This window comes from Paenibacillus sp. J22R160 (assembly GCF_059692135.1).
In genome coordinates this window covers 428,460-447,215 of the sequence record NZ_JCAUAU010000001.1, presented here as the reverse complement: position 1 = coordinate 447,215, position 18,756 = coordinate 428,460, and the positions used below count along the sequence as shown (strand labels likewise).

General features: G+C 44.7%; 17 protein-coding genes. 16 read left to right on the top strand and 1 reads right to left on the bottom strand.

Features of this window, described 5'->3' with window-relative positions:
* Positions 1 to 14 precede the first annotated feature (14 nt).
* Together AC58UW_RS01755 and AC58UW_RS01750 are read left to right on the top strand one after the other, a co-directional pair.
* The gene (locus AC58UW_RS01755) at positions 15 to 1,118 is read left to right on the top strand and encodes a GerAB/ArcD/ProY family transporter (RefSeq protein ID WP_497419002.1); all 1,104 of its coding nucleotides are present in this window, start codon (positions 15 to 17) and stop codon (positions 1,116 to 1,118) included.
* Positions 1,115 to 2,272: a Ger(x)C family spore germination protein gene (locus AC58UW_RS01750; protein ID WP_497419001.1), complete on the top strand. Its 1,158-nt coding sequence runs from the start codon at positions 1,115 to 1,117 to the stop codon at positions 2,270 to 2,272. The genes AC58UW_RS01755 and AC58UW_RS01750 overlap by 4 nt, the downstream gene beginning before the upstream one ends.
* 166 nt (positions 2,273 to 2,438) lie before the next feature.
* Here AC58UW_RS01750 and AC58UW_RS01745 read toward each other — a convergent pair whose 3' ends face one another.
* The gene (locus AC58UW_RS01745; RefSeq protein WP_497419000.1) at positions 2,439 to 3,608 is read right to left on the bottom strand and encodes an iron-containing alcohol dehydrogenase; all 1,170 of its coding nucleotides are present in this window, start codon (positions 3,606 to 3,608) and stop codon (positions 2,439 to 2,441) included.
* A 720-nt stretch (positions 3,609 to 4,328) separates the two neighbouring features.
* Here AC58UW_RS01745 and AC58UW_RS01740 point away from each other — a divergent pair.
* The 14 genes from AC58UW_RS01740 (at position 4,329) to AC58UW_RS01675 (ending at position 18,695) form a co-directional block, all read left to right on the top strand.
* Complete coding sequence (locus AC58UW_RS01740; RefSeq protein ID WP_497418999.1) at positions 4,329 to 5,663, top strand: ABC transporter substrate-binding protein; 1,335 nt, start codon at positions 4,329 to 4,331, stop codon at positions 5,661 to 5,663.
* 73 nt (positions 5,664 to 5,736) lie between these two features.
* Positions 5,737 to 6,630: a carbohydrate ABC transporter permease gene (locus AC58UW_RS01735; protein WP_497418998.1), complete on the top strand. Its 894-nt coding sequence runs from the start codon at positions 5,737 to 5,739 to the stop codon at positions 6,628 to 6,630.
* A gap of 12 nt (positions 6,631 to 6,642) precedes the next feature.
* The gene (locus AC58UW_RS01730; RefSeq protein WP_497418997.1) at positions 6,643 to 7,506 is read left to right on the top strand and encodes a carbohydrate ABC transporter permease; all 864 of its coding nucleotides are present in this window, start codon (positions 6,643 to 6,645) and stop codon (positions 7,504 to 7,506) included.
* A gap of 37 nt (positions 7,507 to 7,543) precedes the next feature.
* A complete protein-coding gene (locus AC58UW_RS01725) occupies positions 7,544 to 8,563 on the top strand; it encodes a C45 family autoproteolytic acyltransferase/hydrolase (RefSeq protein ID WP_497418996.1) in 1,020 nt (339 codons plus the stop codon).
* 8 nt (positions 8,564 to 8,571) lie between these two features.
* Positions 8,572 to 9,336 (top strand): amidohydrolase family protein, encoded by a 765-nt coding sequence (locus AC58UW_RS01720; RefSeq protein ID WP_497418995.1) that lies wholly within the window; start codon positions 8,572 to 8,574, stop codon positions 9,334 to 9,336.
* Positions 9,333 to 10,079 (top strand): amidohydrolase family protein, encoded by a 747-nt coding sequence (locus tag AC58UW_RS01715; RefSeq protein WP_497418994.1) that lies wholly within the window; start codon positions 9,333 to 9,335, stop codon positions 10,077 to 10,079. Before AC58UW_RS01720 ends, AC58UW_RS01715 begins: the two co-directional genes overlap by 4 nt.
* Positions 10,080 to 10,104: 25 nt before the next feature.
* Positions 10,105 to 10,833, top strand: a complete 729-nt coding sequence (locus AC58UW_RS01710) for a glucosamine-6-phosphate deaminase (RefSeq protein ID WP_497418993.1) — start codon at positions 10,105 to 10,107, stop codon at positions 10,831 to 10,833.
* A 12-nt stretch (positions 10,834 to 10,845) separates the two neighbouring features.
* Positions 10,846 to 11,985 (top strand): NHL repeat-containing protein, encoded by a 1,140-nt coding sequence (locus tag AC58UW_RS01705; RefSeq protein WP_497418992.1) that lies wholly within the window; start codon positions 10,846 to 10,848, stop codon positions 11,983 to 11,985.
* Positions 11,986 to 12,026: 41 nt separating this feature from the next.
* A complete protein-coding gene (locus AC58UW_RS01700; protein ID WP_497418991.1) occupies positions 12,027 to 13,184 on the top strand; it encodes an N-acetylglucosamine-6-phosphate deacetylase in 1,158 nt (385 codons plus the stop codon).
* Between the two features lie 210 nt (positions 13,185 to 13,394).
* Positions 13,395 to 14,441: a LacI family DNA-binding transcriptional regulator gene (locus tag AC58UW_RS01695; protein ID WP_497418990.1), complete on the top strand. Its 1,047-nt coding sequence runs from the start codon at positions 13,395 to 13,397 to the stop codon at positions 14,439 to 14,441.
* Between the two features lie 192 nt (positions 14,442 to 14,633).
* A complete protein-coding gene (locus AC58UW_RS01690) occupies positions 14,634 to 15,776 on the top strand; it encodes a GerAB/ArcD/ProY family transporter (RefSeq protein WP_497418989.1) in 1,143 nt (380 codons plus the stop codon).
* Positions 15,760 to 17,271, top strand: a complete 1,512-nt coding sequence (locus AC58UW_RS01685; protein ID WP_497418988.1) for a spore germination protein — start codon at positions 15,760 to 15,762, stop codon at positions 17,269 to 17,271. Before AC58UW_RS01690 ends, AC58UW_RS01685 begins: the two co-directional genes overlap by 17 nt.
* Positions 17,268 to 18,437: a Ger(x)C family spore germination protein gene (locus AC58UW_RS01680; protein ID WP_497418987.1), complete on the top strand. Its 1,170-nt coding sequence runs from the start codon at positions 17,268 to 17,270 to the stop codon at positions 18,435 to 18,437. The genes AC58UW_RS01685 and AC58UW_RS01680 overlap by 4 nt, the downstream gene beginning before the upstream one ends.
* Before the next feature lie 27 nt (positions 18,438 to 18,464).
* On the top strand, positions 18,465 to 18,695 hold the full coding sequence (locus AC58UW_RS01675) for a hypothetical protein (protein ID WP_497418986.1): 231 nt from the start codon (positions 18,465 to 18,467) through the stop codon (positions 18,693 to 18,695).
* Positions 18,696 to 18,756: the final 61 nt, after the last annotated feature.

Below are 18,756 nucleotides of genomic sequence, written 5' to 3'. Positions count from 1 at the left end.
GCAGGAAGGATAATTTGGACTTGAAAATAACCGGATTCCAGATGTTTTGGTTAATATTTTCTATGCAAATTGGGATGATTTTACTTCGATTAACGCAGGCTATAGCCGAGTCTAAACAAGACGCCTGGATTTCTGTCCTGATTGCCGGGGTAGTTGGTATTGGAATTACATACGTTTCTGCCAAGGTTTCCGTTCTTTATCCTAATCAAACCTTTATTGTATATACCCAGACGATCTTGGGGAAATGGCTTGGGAAGATCGTAATTATTACTTACTTTCTCCAGTGGTATACAGGATCGGCTGTTATTATACGCAGATCCTCGGATTTCATTCACCTCGCGTTGTTTCACAGGACACCCCTACTAATTCTCACTCTCTCCATGCTGCTCGTCGTGTTGTACGGAATATATGAAGGTGGCATAGGGGGAATAGCACGGTACAGCGAGGTAATAGGGCCCGTGATTTGTATCATGCTTCTTTTCATTTTCTGTCTGAGCTTGAACAATCTGGATTGGCATCTTTTGCTTCCGGTCTTTGCTGATTCCGGTTGGAAGGATATCATGAAAGGCTCCCTATCGCCAACTTCTCTGTTGGCGGAAACTTTTATGGTGACGATGCTCATATCCTTTATGAATGAACCAAGGAAAGGGCAATCGCAAGCGATATGGGGAGTGGGTCTTGCGGTCAGCTTTGTTTTTATCGCTACTCTATTCGTCATCATGACGTTCGGACCTAATTTCTCAAGTCAGATGATTTATTCATTTTATGATGTGGTCCGGTTTATTTCCATGATGGAGTTTATCCAAAACGTGGATGTAATTATTATCGTGGTCTGGATGGCCAGTTTTTTTATTAAAATGTGTTTATATGTGTTTTTATGCTGCTATGGGACTGCGCAATTTTTTCAGATCCGAAATTGGCGAGCATTGCTTTGGTTCGTAGTGCCTTGTGTTCTTATCCTAGCCATGCTGCCTGCTAACGAACTTTTCGGGATTGAATACAACCAGAAATACTTAATCCCCTTTGTTCTTCCAGTAAATTATATATTGATTCCACTGTTATTATGGTTTGTCGGTTCAATCCGCAAGAATACAAAGAAGGAAGGGGAGAACGCATGAGACGGATTACTTCTAGTCTGATTATGTTACTCTCCATGTTTATTATTGCAGGCTGCTGGGACCGGGTAGAGTTAAACGACCGTGCTTTTGTGCTGGGATGGGGAATGGATCACCTAGATAATGGTTCTTATCGGGGAAGCGCTCAAATCGTTGTCCCGTCGAAACTGGCTGGTCCTAGAGGTGGATCAGCCCAAGGTTCGCCATACATCGTGAAAACAGGAACTGGAAAAAATATCCTGGAAGCTGCGGATGCCATTCAAAAGAAGCTTTCTCGTATGTCTTTCGGAGGCCATCGCAGAGCAATCTTTGTGGGAGAGCAATTAGCGAAACACGGTATTCATGATGTAATTGATGAATACGTCCGCAACCCGGATATTCGTTTGCGTTCGGATATGTTTGTTATAAAAGGCGGCGAGGCACTTGATATTCTAAAAATGCCTTATCCTTTTGAACGTATTCCATCTATGGCTTTGATAAAAACACATGAAAATGTTGGCGTTAAGCCTGAAACAACATTACGAAATTTCCTAATGGCAGCCTCTGGAGTGGAGAGCAACCCAATCCTTCCTGTCTTGGAGATGGGAAGTGTTAAAGGTGAAAGTAATTCCAAAGAATGGGCACTTGGAGGCATTGCTATCTTCGATAGGGAACTAAAAATGGTCGGATACTTATCTGCAAATGATGCTTTCTTACGGCGGTGGATCGTTGGAGGTATTACGGCTAAGATTCTGTCGACTTCTCTACCTGAGGATAAAGGGACTTTTGTCGTTGAGGCCGTTCAGTTAAAAAGTAAAATTCAGCCTGACATGATCGATAAGAAAATTAAGATCACCCTATCCGGCAAGGGGATGATGAGGGAAAATAATACCAATTTAGACATAAGCAAATCCAAGAATCTTAAACTCCTGGAGGACACATTAAACAAGAACACAGAAAAGGAAGTTTTAAATGTTATTCAAAAAGTACAAAAGCAGTATGGTACGGATGTTTTTAATTTTGGTACAGCCATTCACCGGAAATATCCATATAACTGGAAAAAAATAAAGGACAATTGGAATGATGAATTCTCAAAAACAGATGTTTCTGTAGAAGTAAAATTGACTATTCAGAGGGTAGGACTAACCGGACCGCCGGTAAGCTCAAAAGAAAAATAATGACAGCTGTCTCTTCCGCCTTCTTCAGCAATAGCCACAGCAACTTTTGATTTGAACACGTCTAAACCAACGTATTTTGTGGAATTACTGATAATTGAAACCGACTCCTTTTGTTTTGTAGTTTTGTAACAGCGAACAGGATGTCGGTTTCGTTCACATTGTTATATTATAAGCTCATTTGCAGGATATTCTTGACATCTTGCTCGGAGAGTGGATTGAACATGCCGACTGGTCCGAAACGTACGGTTTCCTTGGCCATGCGGTCCAACTCTTGTTCGCCGATGCCAAGTTCCGTAAGGCAGGCCGGCGCTCCAATGCGCGTGAAGAATGCCCGGGTAGCTTGAATACCTTCGAGAGCCGTTTCTTCCATGCTCTTGCCCACAGGATCTACATTCCAAACGCGGACGGCAAATTGGGCAAAGCGATCCAAGCGTTCACGGTACACATATTGCATCCAGCTCGGGAACAGAACGGAAAGTCCTGCAGCATGGGGGATGTCATAAATCGCACTTACTTCGTGTTCAATCATATGAGTGGCCCAGTCGTTCTGCATGCCAACGCTGATCATCCCGCCGTTCAAAGCGTAGGTACCGCAAAGCATCAGGTTTGCACGCGCAGCGTAATTTATCGGGTCGTTAAGCGCAATTTCGCTGTTCTCGATTACCGTTTGAAGGATCGATTCGCACAAGCGCTCTTGAAGAGGCGTATCTGGAGTCTGGCTGAAATATTGCTCGAATACATGAGACATCATGTCAACGATCCCGTTAATTGTTTGGTCTGAAGGTACCGAGTAAGTTAAGGTAGGATCCAAGATCGAAAATTTAGGGAAAGCGTGAATGCTGCCAAACGACTTCTTCAGTTTTTCTTCCCAGTTCGTAATAACGGAGTTTCCGTTCATTTCCGACCCAGTGGCGGAAAGCGTGAGCACCGTGCCGAGAGGCAGTGCACTTGTAATTTCAGCTTTGCGCATCATGAAATCCCATACGTCTCCTTCGTATGGCACGCCAACGGCGACGGCTTTAGCGGCGTCCAGCACGCTGCCTCCGCCTACAGCCAAAATCAAATCGACGCCTTCGGAACGACAAAGCTCAATGCCCTTACGCACCGTCGTTACCCGAGGATTCGGTTCCACACCGGGCAATTCGACCGTCTTAGCTCCAATTTGCTCGAGTTGCGAAAGAACGCGGTCAAACAAGCCGTTCTTTTTAATGCTACCCCCACCGTATACGAGCAACACCTTTTTGCTGCCTAATGCTGCGACCTGTTTCCCGAGTTGGTCAACCATTCCCGCACCGAATATAATTTGGGTGGGGTTATAAAATGAAAATGTATTCAACTTTTTTCCTCCTTATTTTGTTGCTAGATACTAGAAACCCCTTTAGTATACTTCTCGAAAGTGAAGAAGAAAATAAGTGAAAAAAGGATAAGTAACTAACCTTAAAGTTAGCAAGCGGTTAGATTGCGTGTATTTTTGCTTTCATAAAAGAGTATGTAATCGAATTTTTCTCTGAAATAATCTTTATCTAAAGATTAGAGAACGTTCGGTGGTTTGTATTATCTTTCTATTTTCAAGCTATAGTTAACTTGAAGTAACTTAGTTAGAAATTATTCACTCCTTCTCATAACAGGTATGACTATCTATAATTGAAAATGTTAGGGGCGCCATCCAACGCTTAGAATATTGAATTTTCATAGAAATCGATATCTAAAAAATTAGAAAAACTAGGTAATTATCATCAATCACCACATTTTATTTCAAAAAATGTATGTAATTAAATATAACATGTTAGTAACATAATCAATCGTTATGTTGCGGTTTGATTGTTAATTCTATTGACAGGAAGTATGTTAGTTAGTATTATGTTATTAAAACTAACATATAAATTAAGAGAGGAGACTAAAATTCAATCAACTAGAGCTTTTCTTTATGAATAGAACTCGTGGTGCAAATGATCGTAAGCATAACATTTTTTTGAAGTAAAAAGAAATCGATTTCTATTATTGCATGAACTTGGTTCACTTGTCCCAAAAAATTTCTGAAAAAGAGGGAATATCGATGATTAGAAAATGGAAAATGATTGTAACGTCTATTTTAGCCATTTCATTGCTTTCAGCTTGCTCCAGTCCAACGGACACGTCAACGAGTTCGACAAGCACTCCATCCGGAGCTGGAACCGGAAGCAATCAAAACGTAACCATCGATTATTGGTCGGAATTCAGTCAAGGCGAACCGCTGCAAATTTGGCTAGACGATGCGTTTAAACAATTTGAAACAGAAACGGGCATCAAAGTAAAGCCGACCTGGGCAGGCAGAGATGTTATCACCACGTTGCGAAGTAAATTAATGTCAAACCAAGTTCCCGATCTTGTCGAGCAGTCGAACTCAGAGCTGACGGCAGGCCTGGTCGATAATGGTCTTGCTGCTCCGTTGGATAATTATTTGGCGACGAAAGCGTACAATTCCGATCAAAACTGGGTGGACACGTTTTCGCCAAATGTATTAAACCTAATGAAATATAAAGACAATAGCATTTATGTGCTGCCAAGGGATACTTATACTTCAGGATTTTTTTACAGCGCTGCTTTGTTTAAGAAAATGGGTCTTCAGCCTCCGCAAACCTGGGATCAATTCTTACAAGTATGTGAAGCTTTTAAGCAGCAGGGAATCGCTCCGCTAGCTGCAGACGGCAATATTCAGTTCTATAACTTCTGGTATTTCGCTTGGCTTGCAATGCGCGAGGTTGGACCGGACAAGCTCTATGCGGCAGCCGCAGACAAAACGGGCGAGTCCTGGAAGGATCCGGGATTCCTTGAAGCGGCTAAGAAATTGCGTTACCTGGTCGATCAACAATATTTTGCCAAAGGTTATGAAGGCTCCGCATACCCAGCCGGCCAAGTGAACTGGGTAAACGGCAAAGCGGGAATGATTCTAAACGGAGCTTGGCTGCCATCCGAATTAGCGAAGCAAACACCGGATGGTTTCGATATGCAAATGTTCAAGTTCCCTGACCTCGGCAAGTATGATGGGAAAGTAGCGGAAGTATGGGTGAACGGTTGGGTTATGCTAAAGGATTCCAAAAATAAAGACGCTTCCGCACAGCTTCTGAAGTTTTTAACGTCCAAAGTGCAGATGGATAAGCTGGTGCAATTGGGTACCCCTGGGTCGTTGAAGGATGCGGCAATGCCGAGCGGATTAAGCGCTCAGACCGAGATTTTCAATACAGCAACGAAGGTTGTTGCAAAATGGGGCGGCTTGGAGAAGGATTTCGCCGAATTAGATAAGAGGGTACTGTGGGCTGTTGATGATCAATTATTTTTCGGCAAAATTACGCCGGAACAATTCATTGAAGAAATGGTGAAACAGCAAAAGGCTTACTACGCTAGTAAATAAGATTGAAGTAACTATTAAACTTATAGCGTCCCGATCTGTTCTTAAACTGATCGGGATACTAGGGGAGGGAATTATGAGGCAAATCGGTGGGTCGAAGATCATTATCCCTTTTTTAGCACCGGCAGTTATCATCTACGGTCTATTTTTTTTCTACCCCACGCTTCAGGCCCTCTGGGTTAGCTTTAACGAGTGGTCGGGATTTGTTCCGCAGATGCAATTCGTCGGCTTGAAGAATTTTAAAGAGTTGTTTAAAGACGGCATGTTTCTAACTTCGTTGAAGAACACCTTAACGATAGCTTTTGTCGGTGGTTTATTTGTTATCGGATTGGCGCTGCTGTTTTCGGGAATGTTGAATAGGCCTAATCTGAAAGGCACTAAGTTGATGCGCTCCATCATTTTTTATCCGAATGTCGTGCCAGCCGTTGGGTTAGGAGTACTTTGGGTATTCATGTACAATGATACGTTTGGCCTAATCAACGGTATTTTAAGGTTATTAGGACTAGATGCCTGGACGCAAACATGGCTGAATACCAGTTGGGCTCTTCCATCCGTGCTGGCGGCGATGGTCTGGACTTATGTAGGGTTTTACCTAGTCATTCTGATGGCAGGTATCAGTAAAATTCCGGAGACACTGTTTGAAGCAGCTAGAGTGGAAGGGGCTGGGCATTGGAAAATATTTTTTACGATTACCATTCCATTGATCATGGATACAATCGTCGTTGTAATCGTCCTTTGGTTTATTAACGCAATCAAAGCATTCGATTTGATATATGCGATGACAGAAGGCGGGCCTTCCGGGGCGACGCAGACGGTGAGTATTTATTTGTATGATATCGCGTTCGGCAAGCGTGTGGCGATATTCAGAATGGGTTACGGAACTTCGATGGCGGTCGTATTGCTCGTGTTGGTCATTGTAGGGACCTCGATCATCCGTTTTGCTTCGCGACGTGAAAAAATCGAATTTTGAGGAGGGGATCACGTGTCAGGAACGAATTCCGCTTATAAACGTAAGTTCGTAAGACAGCTTGCCGAGTTACCGTATTACGTGTTATTGGGCGGTTGGTCCATTTTCACGATTTTCACCTTCATCTGGATGATTTACACTTCGTTTAAAAACAACAAAGAATTATTTTCTAATGTTTGGAGCTTGCCTTCCGTGCTGCAATGGCAAAATTATGAGACAGCATGGGTTTCTGCGAAGATGGGCGCTTATTTTTTGAACAGCGTCTGGGTAGTGGGCGGCTCGATCGTATTTACAATTGCCTTGGCTGCGCCGGCAGCCTACGTATTGGCCAGGTATAAATTTTGGGGCAATTCGGGGATTATGTCCTTGTTTCTAGCGGGGTTGGGGGTACCGATCCAACTGCTGCTAGTCCCGCTGTTCACGCTGCTGAACAAAATCCATTTAACCAACTCGCTCACTGGCTTAATTCTAGTATACACAGCCGTTTCATTACCATTTACGATATTCTTGCTGCTGGGCTTTTTTAGATCGCTGCCTTCGGAATTGGAAGAATCTGCAGCGATTGACGGCGCGTCGGAATTTACGACCTATTATAAGATCATGTTTCCACTGGCGCTTCCGGGTGTCGTAACGGCGGTCATCTTAAACTTCATTATCCTTTGGAGCGAATATTTGCTCGCGTTGGTATTAATCAACGACGAGGCGAAACGCACGTTGTCGCTAGGCGTTTACAATTTGAAGAATACGATGACCTACACTTCCGACTGGGTCGGCATGTTTGCGGGGGTCGTAATCTTATTGCTTCCTTCGATGATTATCTTTGCTGTCTTGTCGGAGAAAATCACTTCCGGAATGACCGTCGGCGCGACAAAAGGATAATTTGTTGGAAACATAACCAATTTTGGAGGCTGATGAAATGCTTCACATATCCATGTCCGGTACACCAAAGGAACGCGGTAGAGTACAAGGTGAATCCTTTCGACCGCAAATTCATGAGCTCTTGGAGCTATCGAGATCGATGTTCTTATCAAGCATAAAGTTAGATGATGTGAGTAAACTGTTGACTCAGATGTATTTTTATACAAAGCAATTTGAGCCTGACTTGATTGAAGAGATGGTTGGCATAAGCGAAGCGGCGGCGGTCGATCTCCAGGAAATATTTTTACTGCATGCGGCTTCGGCAGTGTCTTCATTAGGTCCGAATTGCACCAACATCGTGCTCAATCAGAATCCGGATGGGCCACTGTTGGGAAAAACAAGCGATATTGGCGATGATTACAAATATTATATGCTGCAGCAAACCACCACGCACGACGGTCAGCGGTTTATCGCGATCGGTTGGGTTGGAACTGTATGGATCGAAGTCGGAATGAATCATCACGGGCTTGCCATCGGACAATCGTCAGCCCCGGTCGCGCCAAACCAGGACGGTTCCGGGTTGCCGACTTTGATCTGTCCGAGACCGGCGTTAACCCGCTGCAAGAACGTCTCAGAGGCAATTCAATTTTTCGAAACTCGCAAAATGGCCGGCAAAGGTCTGAATATGATGCTTCTCGATCAGGACGGAAATAGCGCTGTCGTGGAAAAATCGGGTTCGTACCAGAATGTGCGTTCTGCGGTCAATTCGGTTCTCTTCTGCACGAATCATTTTATTTCGGAAGAAATGAAAGAATTTCAGGGATTGAATATTGACGGTATTCAAGAAAATTCGCACGCTAGATTTACTTATTTAAGCAAGACGCTTTCAAGAAATCCGGAGCAATTTGATAAACATATGCTTCAAGAAGTGCTCAAAAGCCATGAAGCCCCTATCTGTCAGCACGCCGATGCGAACCTAAGCACTCATTACGCTTATATCTTGGCTCCGCGTCAGTTGGAATTCAGTATTACCGACGGTCATCCTTGCGAGAATGAGTTTCAGACATATCGAGTATAAGGAGGTAGATGAACATTAGCAATTTTATAGACGTTCATTGTACGGTAGGCTCAGAGCAGGATGTTCCTTTTTCCGTTGAAGAGCTGCTTGAAGTTATGGATCGATTTGGAATCGAGAAAACCGTATTATCACCTTCACATCAACAGATGGCAGTTGAAAATGAAATAGGAAACAATACTATCCTTACTTATATGAAGAAATATCCCGATCGTTTATTAGGCTATGCCACCGTGAATCCATGGTATGGAAGCAAGGCAGAGCTCGAGCTGGAAAGAGCTCTTGACTCAGGAATGTCGGGGGTTAAATTCCACCCGGCGCTGCAAGGATTTTTTGCATTTGACAGCGGCAAGATGGATCCTCTGATGAAGATAGTGGAAAAGCACCAAGTTCCAGTGTACATTCACACGGGTACTCCGGTTTTTGCGCTGCCGCTTCAAGTGGCGGAGTTGGCCTTGAACTATCCGAGCATCCCGTTCATTCTGGGCCGTATGGGGAATACGGATTTTTGGATAGATACACCAAGAGCTTTTGCATTGGCATCCAACTTGTATGTAGATACTCCGTATACAATGCCCCGAAATATTTCACGCTTAGCCGACATTGATATGAACCGGATTTTATTTAGCGCCGACCTACCTTATTCCCATGCTGAAATTGAGATGAAAAAAATTAAGGACATCGGGCTGGAAACAATCGACTTTAATAAAATCGTTAGGGATAATTTCTATCGGATTTTTGGCAATAAGTCTCTGAACGGAGGGATTTCCGGATGATCATCGACTTTCATACGCATCTGCTAGGAGGCAATGCATTTAACATCGGTCTAAAGACAGGCCATGAAGCGATTGAGGTCATGGATCGGCATGCGGTTGATAAAGCTGTGATCTTTACCGTTGACGGGTTTTGGGGAGATTATGTCGACGACAACACTTATATGTACGAGCAATCTAAAGCTTATCCAGATCGGTTGTTTCCGTTTGCGACGATAAATCCGCGAGACGGTGAGCGGGGGCTGCTTGAGCTGAAACGGTGTTTGTCGGACTTGCACATGCGAGGAATCAAATTTCATCCATGGCTGCAAGGATTTTCGCCGCTCGAGCCTTTTATGGACGATATTGCGAAAGTCGCCATCGAGTATGACGTGCCTATATTGTTTCACGACGGAACGCCGCCGTATACAAGTCCGCTTCAAATCGCGCTGCTTGCCGCAAAGTTTCCTGAACTGAAGGTCATATTAGGACATGCCGGCTTGATGGATTTGTGGCCGGAGGCAATCGTTGCTGCAAATCGCCATCCGAATATCATGTTATGCTTCAGCGGTGGGACTCCTTATAAGATATATGAAAAAATCATCGGTTTGACGGATGTGGACAAAATTGTATTCGGCTCCGATGTATTCGGCGACGATTACGTGCTTCCCTATCAACTGGAGAAAATCAGAAAGCTTGCGGTCGATGATGATACAAAAAGAAAAATATTAGGTGAAAATGCGAAGCGGCTGCTCAAGCTGAACTAAAAATCGACTTCATGGAGGTAAAACAATGGAACTGAAAGTTACTGCAAACCCTAAGGAGCTTGGTAAGGAGGCTGCTCGAATAGCAGCTGAATCGATCCGAAAGGCAATCAATCAGCAAGGAGAGGCGCGAATCGTGTTATCAACTGGCGCATCACAATTCGAGACTATCGAGGAGTTGATCGTCTCCGACATCGATTGGAGTAAGGTGGAGATGTTTCATTTGGATGAATATGTCGGCCTATCGGAGCAGCATCCGGCAAGCTTTCGCAAATACTTGAAGGAACGTTTTACGAGCAAAGTTTCATTAAAGAAAGTTCATTTTGTTGACGGCGAAGGAGATTATTTAGTAAAAATGGCAGCATTGTCGGATGAGCTGCTTAAAGCGCCAATCGATCTGGCCTTGATCGGAATCGGGGAGAATGCACACATCGCATTTAACGACCCGCCGGCGGATTTTAATACGGAAATACCTTTCATCGTCGTTAACTTGGATGATGCGTGCAAATCTCAGCAGGTGCGGGAAGGATGGTTCCCGACCCTAGACGATGTGCCGAAGCAGGCAATATCCATGTCGGTGCATCAAATCATGCAGAGTAAACATATTATTTCTTCCGTTCCTCACAAAGTAAAGGCAGAGGCTATCAAAAATACGTTGGCGAATGAGATTACTCCGGAGATTCCCGCAACGATATTAAAGAGCCATTCTCAATGGTCGCTGGTTTTGGATGCCGAGTCGGCTGCCACTATAAAATAGAGGTGATGTGAAATGTTGAAGTCCAGGGCTTACAAAATTATGGATCAAACGTTCGATAATTGGGATGATGTAGTTGAGGGCAAGTGGCTTTACGACGACTTTTTACAAAATCACGATTATAAACACGGCTGGATCTCTCTGACCAGCTTGCTGAATGATGAAAAACATAAATCGATTTACGTCGGTATCGGGGCATTTGACACGAATCTGCTGTATGCTTTCGATCGGGAAAATAAGACGTTTAGCGATTTGCAGTATAAGGAGGTTGCAGATCCGTATGACGCAAAGTTCCATTGCTCGCTGGAAATGGACGATAACGGGGACATTTACGGAGCATTAGCCCAGTTTCACGACGTTGACAAACAGTTTGAAGCTAAAGGCGGGCGTATCGTAAAATATGTTCCCTCGACCCAAACTTATGAATTTTTGGGGATTCCTGTGGAGGGGGCCTACATCCAGTCTATAACCTTGGATCGGAAACGCCGAATGATTTATGGCTTTACGCTGTCACCGGAATATTTGTTCCAACATAATTTGGTAACCGGAGAATCGAATATCGTGATGAATGTTGGCAATAACTTTGAGCTCTGCCAGAGCCACAACCCGGTCATCGATGAGGAAGGGAACGTCTGGGGTACATATGGTATCACCCGCGCTTTCCTATACGATATGGGAATCGATTCCATTCGCTTGTTCAAATACAATCCGGTCGATAGCAAGGTTCAATTTTTCAAGCACGGGCTGCCCAGGCTCGGCGAGAAGGATAAGGGGAAGATTGATCGAGCCATCAACATTGGCGATGGCTATTTATATTTCGGTGGGGTTGCTGGCTCTTTTTCGCGCTTGAATCCGGCAAATGGCGAGGTGAAAAGCTACGGGCAGCCTTGCCCTAACAAGAGGCTTGCCGGTCTTTGTTACGGGAAAGACGGATATATCTATGGAGCCGGTGGAGATAATTATTACGTGTTCATATTCCGCTTCGATCCTGTAAAGGAGTCTTTCGAGACACTTGGTAGAATATATGACGAGACGACTGGGGATGCGCCCGTACGTATTCATACGATGACGATAACGGATGACGGTGTCCTTTATTGCGGAGAAAACGATAACAATCATCGTTCAAGCTATTTGTGGGAAGTACAAATTGTATAATGGTTTACAAGGAATATATTGGAATCTGAGGTGAACGGTTTATGAACCAGGTATTTACGGCTAAACATTGGTTGAGCGACCAGACTGTAAATGTTACCATGGCGAACGGCCGAATCGCCAGCATATCGGAAACGAATCATCCATCTCATTTGTCGATTGCGCCCGGATTAATTGATGTTCAGCTGAACGGAATCGGTGGATTTGATTTGAATTCTTACGATATGACCGTGCAAACGGTGAAAGATATCGTAAAGATTTTGCATATCGGCGGAGTCACCCGATTTTGCCCTACGATCGTTACCGGTCCGAAGGATCGAATGCTGCATTGTATTCGAACGGTGGCGGAAGCATGCGAATCTGATCCGATGGTCGATCATGCTGTCATCGGTATTCATATCGAAGGACCTTTTATCAGTGATGAAGACGGACCTCGGGGAGCGCATGACAAAGATTGCGTACGTGATCCGGATGAAGAAGAATTTAAACAGTTGGATATCGCTTCGAACGGTAAAATTTGCAAGGTAACACTAGCTCCTGAAAAGCCCGGGGCAATTGAGTTTATCCACCTGCTGAAGGAAAAAGGAATTGTAGCGGCGATCGGACACTGTCATGCAACGGAAGAGCAAATCCTTATGGCTGTTGAAGCAGGTGCGACGATGAGCACGCACCTCGGGAACGGGGCTCATCCTTATTTGAAGCGGCACCCGAATTATATTTGGACCCAGCTAGCGGATGATCGCCTTTGGGCAGGTTTAATACCAGACGGGCATCACCTGCCCGCATCCACATTAAAGGTCATGATCCGCGTCAAAGGACAGAAAGCTATTCTCACTAGCGACGCTGTTCATATTGCCGGTCTTCCGCCAGGACGTTATTCCACCAGCCTGAGTGGCGAGGTAATTTTGGAGGAAAATGGATTTCTTCATTTGGCGCATACCAAGGACATTATGGCAGGTGCGGCTACACCGCTGCATCTCGGTATTCAGTATGCAGTTCGCTCGGGTGCCTGCACCTTGGTAGAGGCGATACGAATGGCTACTCTGCACCCTGCGCAGCTCTTTGGATTGGAGCAACAAGGCGTGGGAGCTTTAGAGATCGGATCCCCAGCCGATTTCATCTTATACGAATGGGGAGAAAACCAAACATTTCAAATTGTCCAGACGATTTCGAACGGATCGGTTGTATATCAATCTTCGTGATTTTACGTGTGCAACTGCTCCTCGTCTCAACGTGAGAGCACAAAATTCAATAAAATATTTATGATAAAGCTGTTGGGTTCTTTTTATTCCAACAGCTTTTTCTTTTCTCTGGATCAATCCTCCGTTAATGTGTTCATATGGTATAATATACGTAACGAATTGCAAATTAACGACTTGATCCTCGTAAAAAATAAACGAATGGAGAAGCATATGAATAAACCGGTAACTATTCATGATATGGCCAAAATGCTAAACGTATCGCCGGCAACGGTATCTCGAGTCGTTAGCAACAGCTCTTATCCTGTTAGTAGTGAACTACGCAAAAAAATTAAAACTTTAGCCAAGGAACTCAACTATACGCCTAACTCGTTCGCCAGACAGCTGAAAACTAATAATAGTATGACTATTGGAGTGGTCATTCCGACCATCAGCAACCCTTTTTATGCCGAAATAGTTTTGGGTATTGAGGAGGTTGCCCGCAATCACGGCTATCAAGTGTTGCTTTGCAACTCCCAGCAAGATTCAAAATTTGAAGGACAATATCTTCAAACGCTTCATGAGAAGCAGGTTAAAGGACTCATCATTTCAACTGTTTCCAATCCAAAAAATTTGCTGAATGAATATATATCTAAAGGCATGAATATCATTTGCATCGATCAGATGATCGATGATGCCAATGTTTATCAGATTGGTTTTAATTACAGGCGAGGCGGGTATTTGGCTACAAAATATTTAATTGAGAATAATCACAAGAAAATAGCGTTTCTTTCCGCTCCTCTGAACCGACCGAGCAGGTTGGGCTTTTTTCGAGGGTACCAGGATGCGCTGCAAGAATCGGGGATAACGATGTCCGATTCATGGGTGCAGGTTTCCGTATCTGACACAAACGGGGACGAAATCCGGGGGAGCACGTTTGAATTTATGAACGGTAAACAATTAGTCCGTAATCTGTTGAAACTGGATGATCGTCCCACAGCCATTTTAACTTGTAACGATTTGACGGCTTTCGGTATTATCAATGAATTAAACACGCAAGGAATAGATGTACCGGGCCAAATGTCCGTAATCGGCTTGGACAATATTGAATTATCTCAAATGACCACCCCCCCTTTAACAACAGTCGACCATCCCAAATATGAAATGGGCAAGTTTGCATGCAATATGCTCATGGATATACTAAATGGTTCTCAAATTAACGTAAAAGAAATCGTTCTTCAGCCTAAGATGGTCATAAGAAATTCAGTAAGAAGCATCTAGGCCTTAACAGAACCGTCACAAAATGGATCCCAATAATAGAATATGGATAATCACCCTGACAAAGAAGCCGGTTCTACACAGACCGTGCTTTTTTGTTGTTACCTTCCATTCACAATCCACATATTTTTCTCAAATTTTGCACAAAATAGTTAAAAACGACAAGCTGAATAGGGAAACAGGGGGGGCTGACAAATGCTTGAGAAAGGAAAAATTTCCGCATTTCAAATGGCCTTCTTGATGTTCCCGACTGTTGTATCGACAGGGGTTCTTCTCGTTCCGGGCATCTCGGGACGATTGGCGGGCCGTGATATGTGGATGACTCCGCTGATCGGTTCGATCGCGGGTTATCTCATTGTTTACATAGCTATTACGCTGCATAAACTTTACCCTCAAAAAACAATAGTGGAATATAGCGTGCAAATCATTGGACTTATACCGGGTAAAATTATTGGAGCGGCTGTCTTGCTTTTTTTTCTGCATATGAATGCCGTCATTACAAGGCAATACGGCGAATTTCTCGTTGGAAACTTTTTGCCTCAAACGCCACTCATAGTGGTGATGGCCAGTTGTTTGCTGGTATGCTCCTATACAATACACGGGGGTATCGAGGCTATGGCTAGAACTTCCCAGCTCATCGCACCGTTGGTACTTGTGCTTATCACACTGCTGTCACTGCTGCTTTTTCCCGATATGACGTTCACAAAGATGCTCCCAGTCTTGGATCAGGGTATCGTTCCCGTCCTGAAAGGATCAGTCATTTTGCAGAGTTGGTATTCCGGTTTTTTCCTGATCACGTTTGTGCTCCCTTCGTTGAAGGATCCGGAAAAGGCGATGAAATGGGGAATGATCGCGGTCTTCTTTGTCATGCTGATTTTACTTCTAGCCACGTTTGTATGCCTGTTCTTATTTGGAGATATGAATGCCGAAATCCTTTATCCGATGATGCTGGCGGCCCGTTATATTAGCTACGCGGACTTTTTCGAGCATTTGGAAGTCATTGTCATGGCCGTATGGGTAATGGGGAACTTTATTCAAATGATCATTTTTTATTACGGTGTCGTTCTCGGTACCGCCCAGCTGCTCAATCTCAAAGATTTTCGGCCTCTCATTATCCCGGTCAATTTTTTGATTTTAGTCATGGGTTTCTGGATTTCGCCCAATTTGGCTGAGTTATCCAAATTTCTAGGAACTATACTGCCTTTCGAAACTTTTTCCATGCGGTTCTTTATTCCAGTACTCCTGCTCTGCATCGCTTGGATTCGCCGGAGTAACCGGCGTAAAGGCGGCTCCGAAAGCAGAATGACAGGAGGGGTAAAAGATGAGCCTTACGAATAAATCCATCACTCATCCGCTTTCCGTGAGCTTGAATGAAAATATGAAATACCTTCATTCACTTTATGAGGACTGCCCGGATATCATCTTCCGGGAATGGTTCATTTTCGGAACGACAGCCGGTGTCCTCATTTACAATGACGGTCTTACCAACGTCGAAGAAATCCATGAAAACGTTCTTGCCCCGCTGATGGAAGAACGGGATTCCCATCAAACGGAAAATCCAGTTGAGATATTGAAGCAAATAACTCGTGTAGCCAAAATGAAAGAGATTCATAATTATGGGGATATCGTCGAGAGCGTTTCAACCGGGCAGCCCGTCGTTCTGATCGAGGGACAAAACAAGGGTATCTCGCTCGGCTTGGGTAAATGGGAAAAGCGAGGCATGGAAGAGCCGAAGGCTGAAAGCGTAATCCGAGGGTCACGGGAAGGCTTCCTGGAAAGCTTATCGGATAATACCGCCATGCTTCGTAGAAAAATTAAGAGCCCGTCATTAAAATTCAAACTTTTCACTATCGGCCGCTTAACCCGGACCCAGGTATGGGTGGCTTATGTGGATGGCATTGCAAATCCAGATGTGGTCAGGGAAGCTGCCGACCGACTGCGCAGAATCGAAACGGATGATATGCTTGAAAGCGGGAACATCGAAGAGTTGATCAAGGATAACCCCTATTCCCCGTTTCCTCTGCTTCAATCGACGGAACGTCCCGATGTCGTTTCTTCAGCATTATTGGAGGGACGCATCGCGATTTTGACAGAGGGTACCCCCTTTGTGTTGATCGCTCCAACCACCCTTCCGGCTTTGCTGCAGTCACCAGAAGATTATTATCAGAACTTTATGTTCGGCACGGCCATACGCTGGCTGCGTTATTTATTCATGTGCATTGCTTTGCTGGGACCATCCGCTTATATTGCCGTCGCTTCCTATCATCAAGAAATGATACCTTCCGCGCTCTACCTGACAATTGCCAGATCGCGGGAGGGAATCCCGTTTCCCGTCGTGGTTGAAGGCTTAATTATGGAGCTCATTTTCGAAGGGATAAGAGAGGCAGGAGCAAGACTGCCCAAACAGACCGGTGCGGCGGTCAGCATCGTGGGCGCACTTGTCATTGGCGAGGCAGCAACCGCTGCCGGAATCGTATCTTTCCCAATGGTTATGATCGTGGCGCTCGCCGGGATCGCTTCTTTTATGATGCCGACCTACACCACGGGGATTGCGTTTCGAATGCTGAGGTTCCCGATGATGATTCTTTCGGGATCATTGGGATTGCTCGGTTTAATCCTCGGCATCCTTATGATCTGGGTGCATTTGTGCAAACTTCGGTCTTTCGGGGTTCCTTATCTGACCCCCGTGGCCCCGTTGATTCCGGGCGATCTGAAAGACGTTGTGATCAAGGCTCCTTACTGGATGCACGATGAATATGCGGGTACGAAGGAAAATACGTCGAATATGCATCAAGAAGCTGGACAGATCGATAAAAGGAGGGAAGATCGATGACTATTCCGTTTCCGTGCCGAAAACTCGTACATGTGTTTCTCCTTTCGGTTTGCTGTTGCTCCCTTGTATTACTTACCGGCTGCTGGGACCGAACCGAGATTAATGATTTGGCTCTCGTTACAGCGGCCGGATTCGACTTTAATGGTGACAACGATGTTGAATTGTCCATTCAAATGTTCCTTCCGAAAGGCGATGAAAAAGGTCATGAAAAGGGAGGCAGTGGCGGCCAGACGGTCGTGAAAGAGATGACAGGCAAAACGATTGCGGACGCGATGTCGCGGCTCCAGGAGCAGATTCCCCGCCAAATATTTTGGGGTCACTGTGATGTGTTCATCTTCGGGATGAGACAGGCCAGGGACGGAATACCTAGCCTCATCGACTTTATCCCAAGATTTACGGAACCTCGTGAACGATCGTATGTTTTTGTCAGCAGCGGAGCCGCGAAAGAGGTTTTAAAGGTAATTTCCCCGTTCGAACTGAGTTCGGCGGAAGCCCTTCGGGAATTAGCTAAGTCGCAGGTGCAAATTAGCATGACCGTGAAGGAGCTGTGGGAATCGTTAGCCAATAAAGATCAGTCCGTTCCACTCCCGATTGTTGTAATAATGAAGCCGGAGGAAGAAGACAATCAGCAGAAAATGCGGACGAATTCATTGAATAAAGGAACAGCGATTTTAAAAAACGGAAGGCTGGTCGGAAGTGTTAATGACAAGGTGACAAGGGGAGTCTTATGGATTCGAAACGAAATAACAAGAGGCGTTATGACGGTTAAACCGAACGAGGCGAAAGGATTGGCATCCATTAAATTGATTAGGAGCAGAACGAAACTGCAGCCTCTTATCCGGGACGGGAAATGGAGCTTAACGATCGATGTCGCTATGGAAGGAGAAGTCATTCAAACCACGGCAAGGCTGAATGTCGGGAAACCACCCGAGATTGCGGAGCTGGAAAACCAGCTGACCAATGAAATCAATTGGTATATTACAATGGCCCTCGCGGAAATCAAGGAGGGAATGCATGCCGATGTATTCGGATTCAACGAAGCTTTTCACCGAAAGTATCCATCGGAATGGAAAGAAGTAAAAGGACGTTGGGATGAAAAGTTACCGGAAGTGGAAATTCATACAAATATAAAGACGAGTATATTACGACCGGGTTTAATCAGGTAGAAGTCCGCAGAAACGAGGTAAGTCGTCATGAAATGGGGAGATTTGGGACTGTTAACGTTTCTAATGATCATATTCGCTCTTTATGAGTGGCCAAAAATAGATAAAAGTTTGAAGAAAGAACGGGCAGCCTATGCTGTGCTGAACGTTACGGTATGGATTTTGTCTCTACTGCTCGTTCTCTTCCCCAAGCTTCTCGGACCCACCCAGCTGGTGGAAGCTGTGTTTAAACCGTTATCCAAGATTTTAGAAACTAAATAAGCAACCTTATGTTTGCAGCAGTCCGTATCGCGGTTATAAATTAAAAGCGCTCTGGTCAGTA

Coding starts and splice junctions, on each gene's coding strand:
- AC58UW_RS01680 (WP_497418987.1), top strand. CDS start 17,268: ATGACTATTCCGTTTCCGTGCCGAAAACTCGTACATGTGTTTCTCCTT.
- AC58UW_RS01695 (WP_497418990.1), top strand. CDS start 13,395: ATGAATAAACCGGTAACTATTCATGATATGGCCAAAATGCTAAACGTA.
- AC58UW_RS01675 (WP_497418986.1), top strand. CDS start 18,465: ATGAAATGGGGAGATTTGGGACTGTTAACGTTTCTAATGATCATATTC.
- AC58UW_RS01740 (WP_497418999.1), top strand. CDS start 4,329: ATGATTAGAAAATGGAAAATGATTGTAACGTCTATTTTAGCCATTTCA.
- AC58UW_RS01700 (WP_497418991.1), top strand. CDS start 12,027: ATGAACCAGGTATTTACGGCTAAACATTGGTTGAGCGACCAGACTGTA.
- AC58UW_RS01750 (WP_497419001.1), top strand. CDS start 1,115: ATGAGACGGATTACTTCTAGTCTGATTATGTTACTCTCCATGTTTATT.
- AC58UW_RS01725 (WP_497418996.1), top strand. CDS start 7,544: ATGCTTCACATATCCATGTCCGGTACACCAAAGGAACGCGGTAGAGTA.
- AC58UW_RS01720 (WP_497418995.1), top strand. CDS start 8,572: ATGAACATTAGCAATTTTATAGACGTTCATTGTACGGTAGGCTCAGAG.
- AC58UW_RS01705 (WP_497418992.1), top strand. CDS start 10,846: ATGTTGAAGTCCAGGGCTTACAAAATTATGGATCAAACGTTCGATAAT.
- AC58UW_RS01715 (WP_497418994.1), top strand. CDS start 9,333: ATGATCATCGACTTTCATACGCATCTGCTAGGAGGCAATGCATTTAAC.
- AC58UW_RS01685 (WP_497418988.1), top strand. CDS start 15,760: ATGAGCCTTACGAATAAATCCATCACTCATCCGCTTTCCGTGAGCTTG.
- AC58UW_RS01690 (WP_497418989.1), top strand. CDS start 14,634: ATGCTTGAGAAAGGAAAAATTTCCGCATTTCAAATGGCCTTCTTGATG.
- AC58UW_RS01710 (WP_497418993.1), top strand. CDS start 10,105: ATGGAACTGAAAGTTACTGCAAACCCTAAGGAGCTTGGTAAGGAGGCT.
- AC58UW_RS01735 (WP_497418998.1), top strand. CDS start 5,737: ATGAGGCAAATCGGTGGGTCGAAGATCATTATCCCTTTTTTAGCACCG.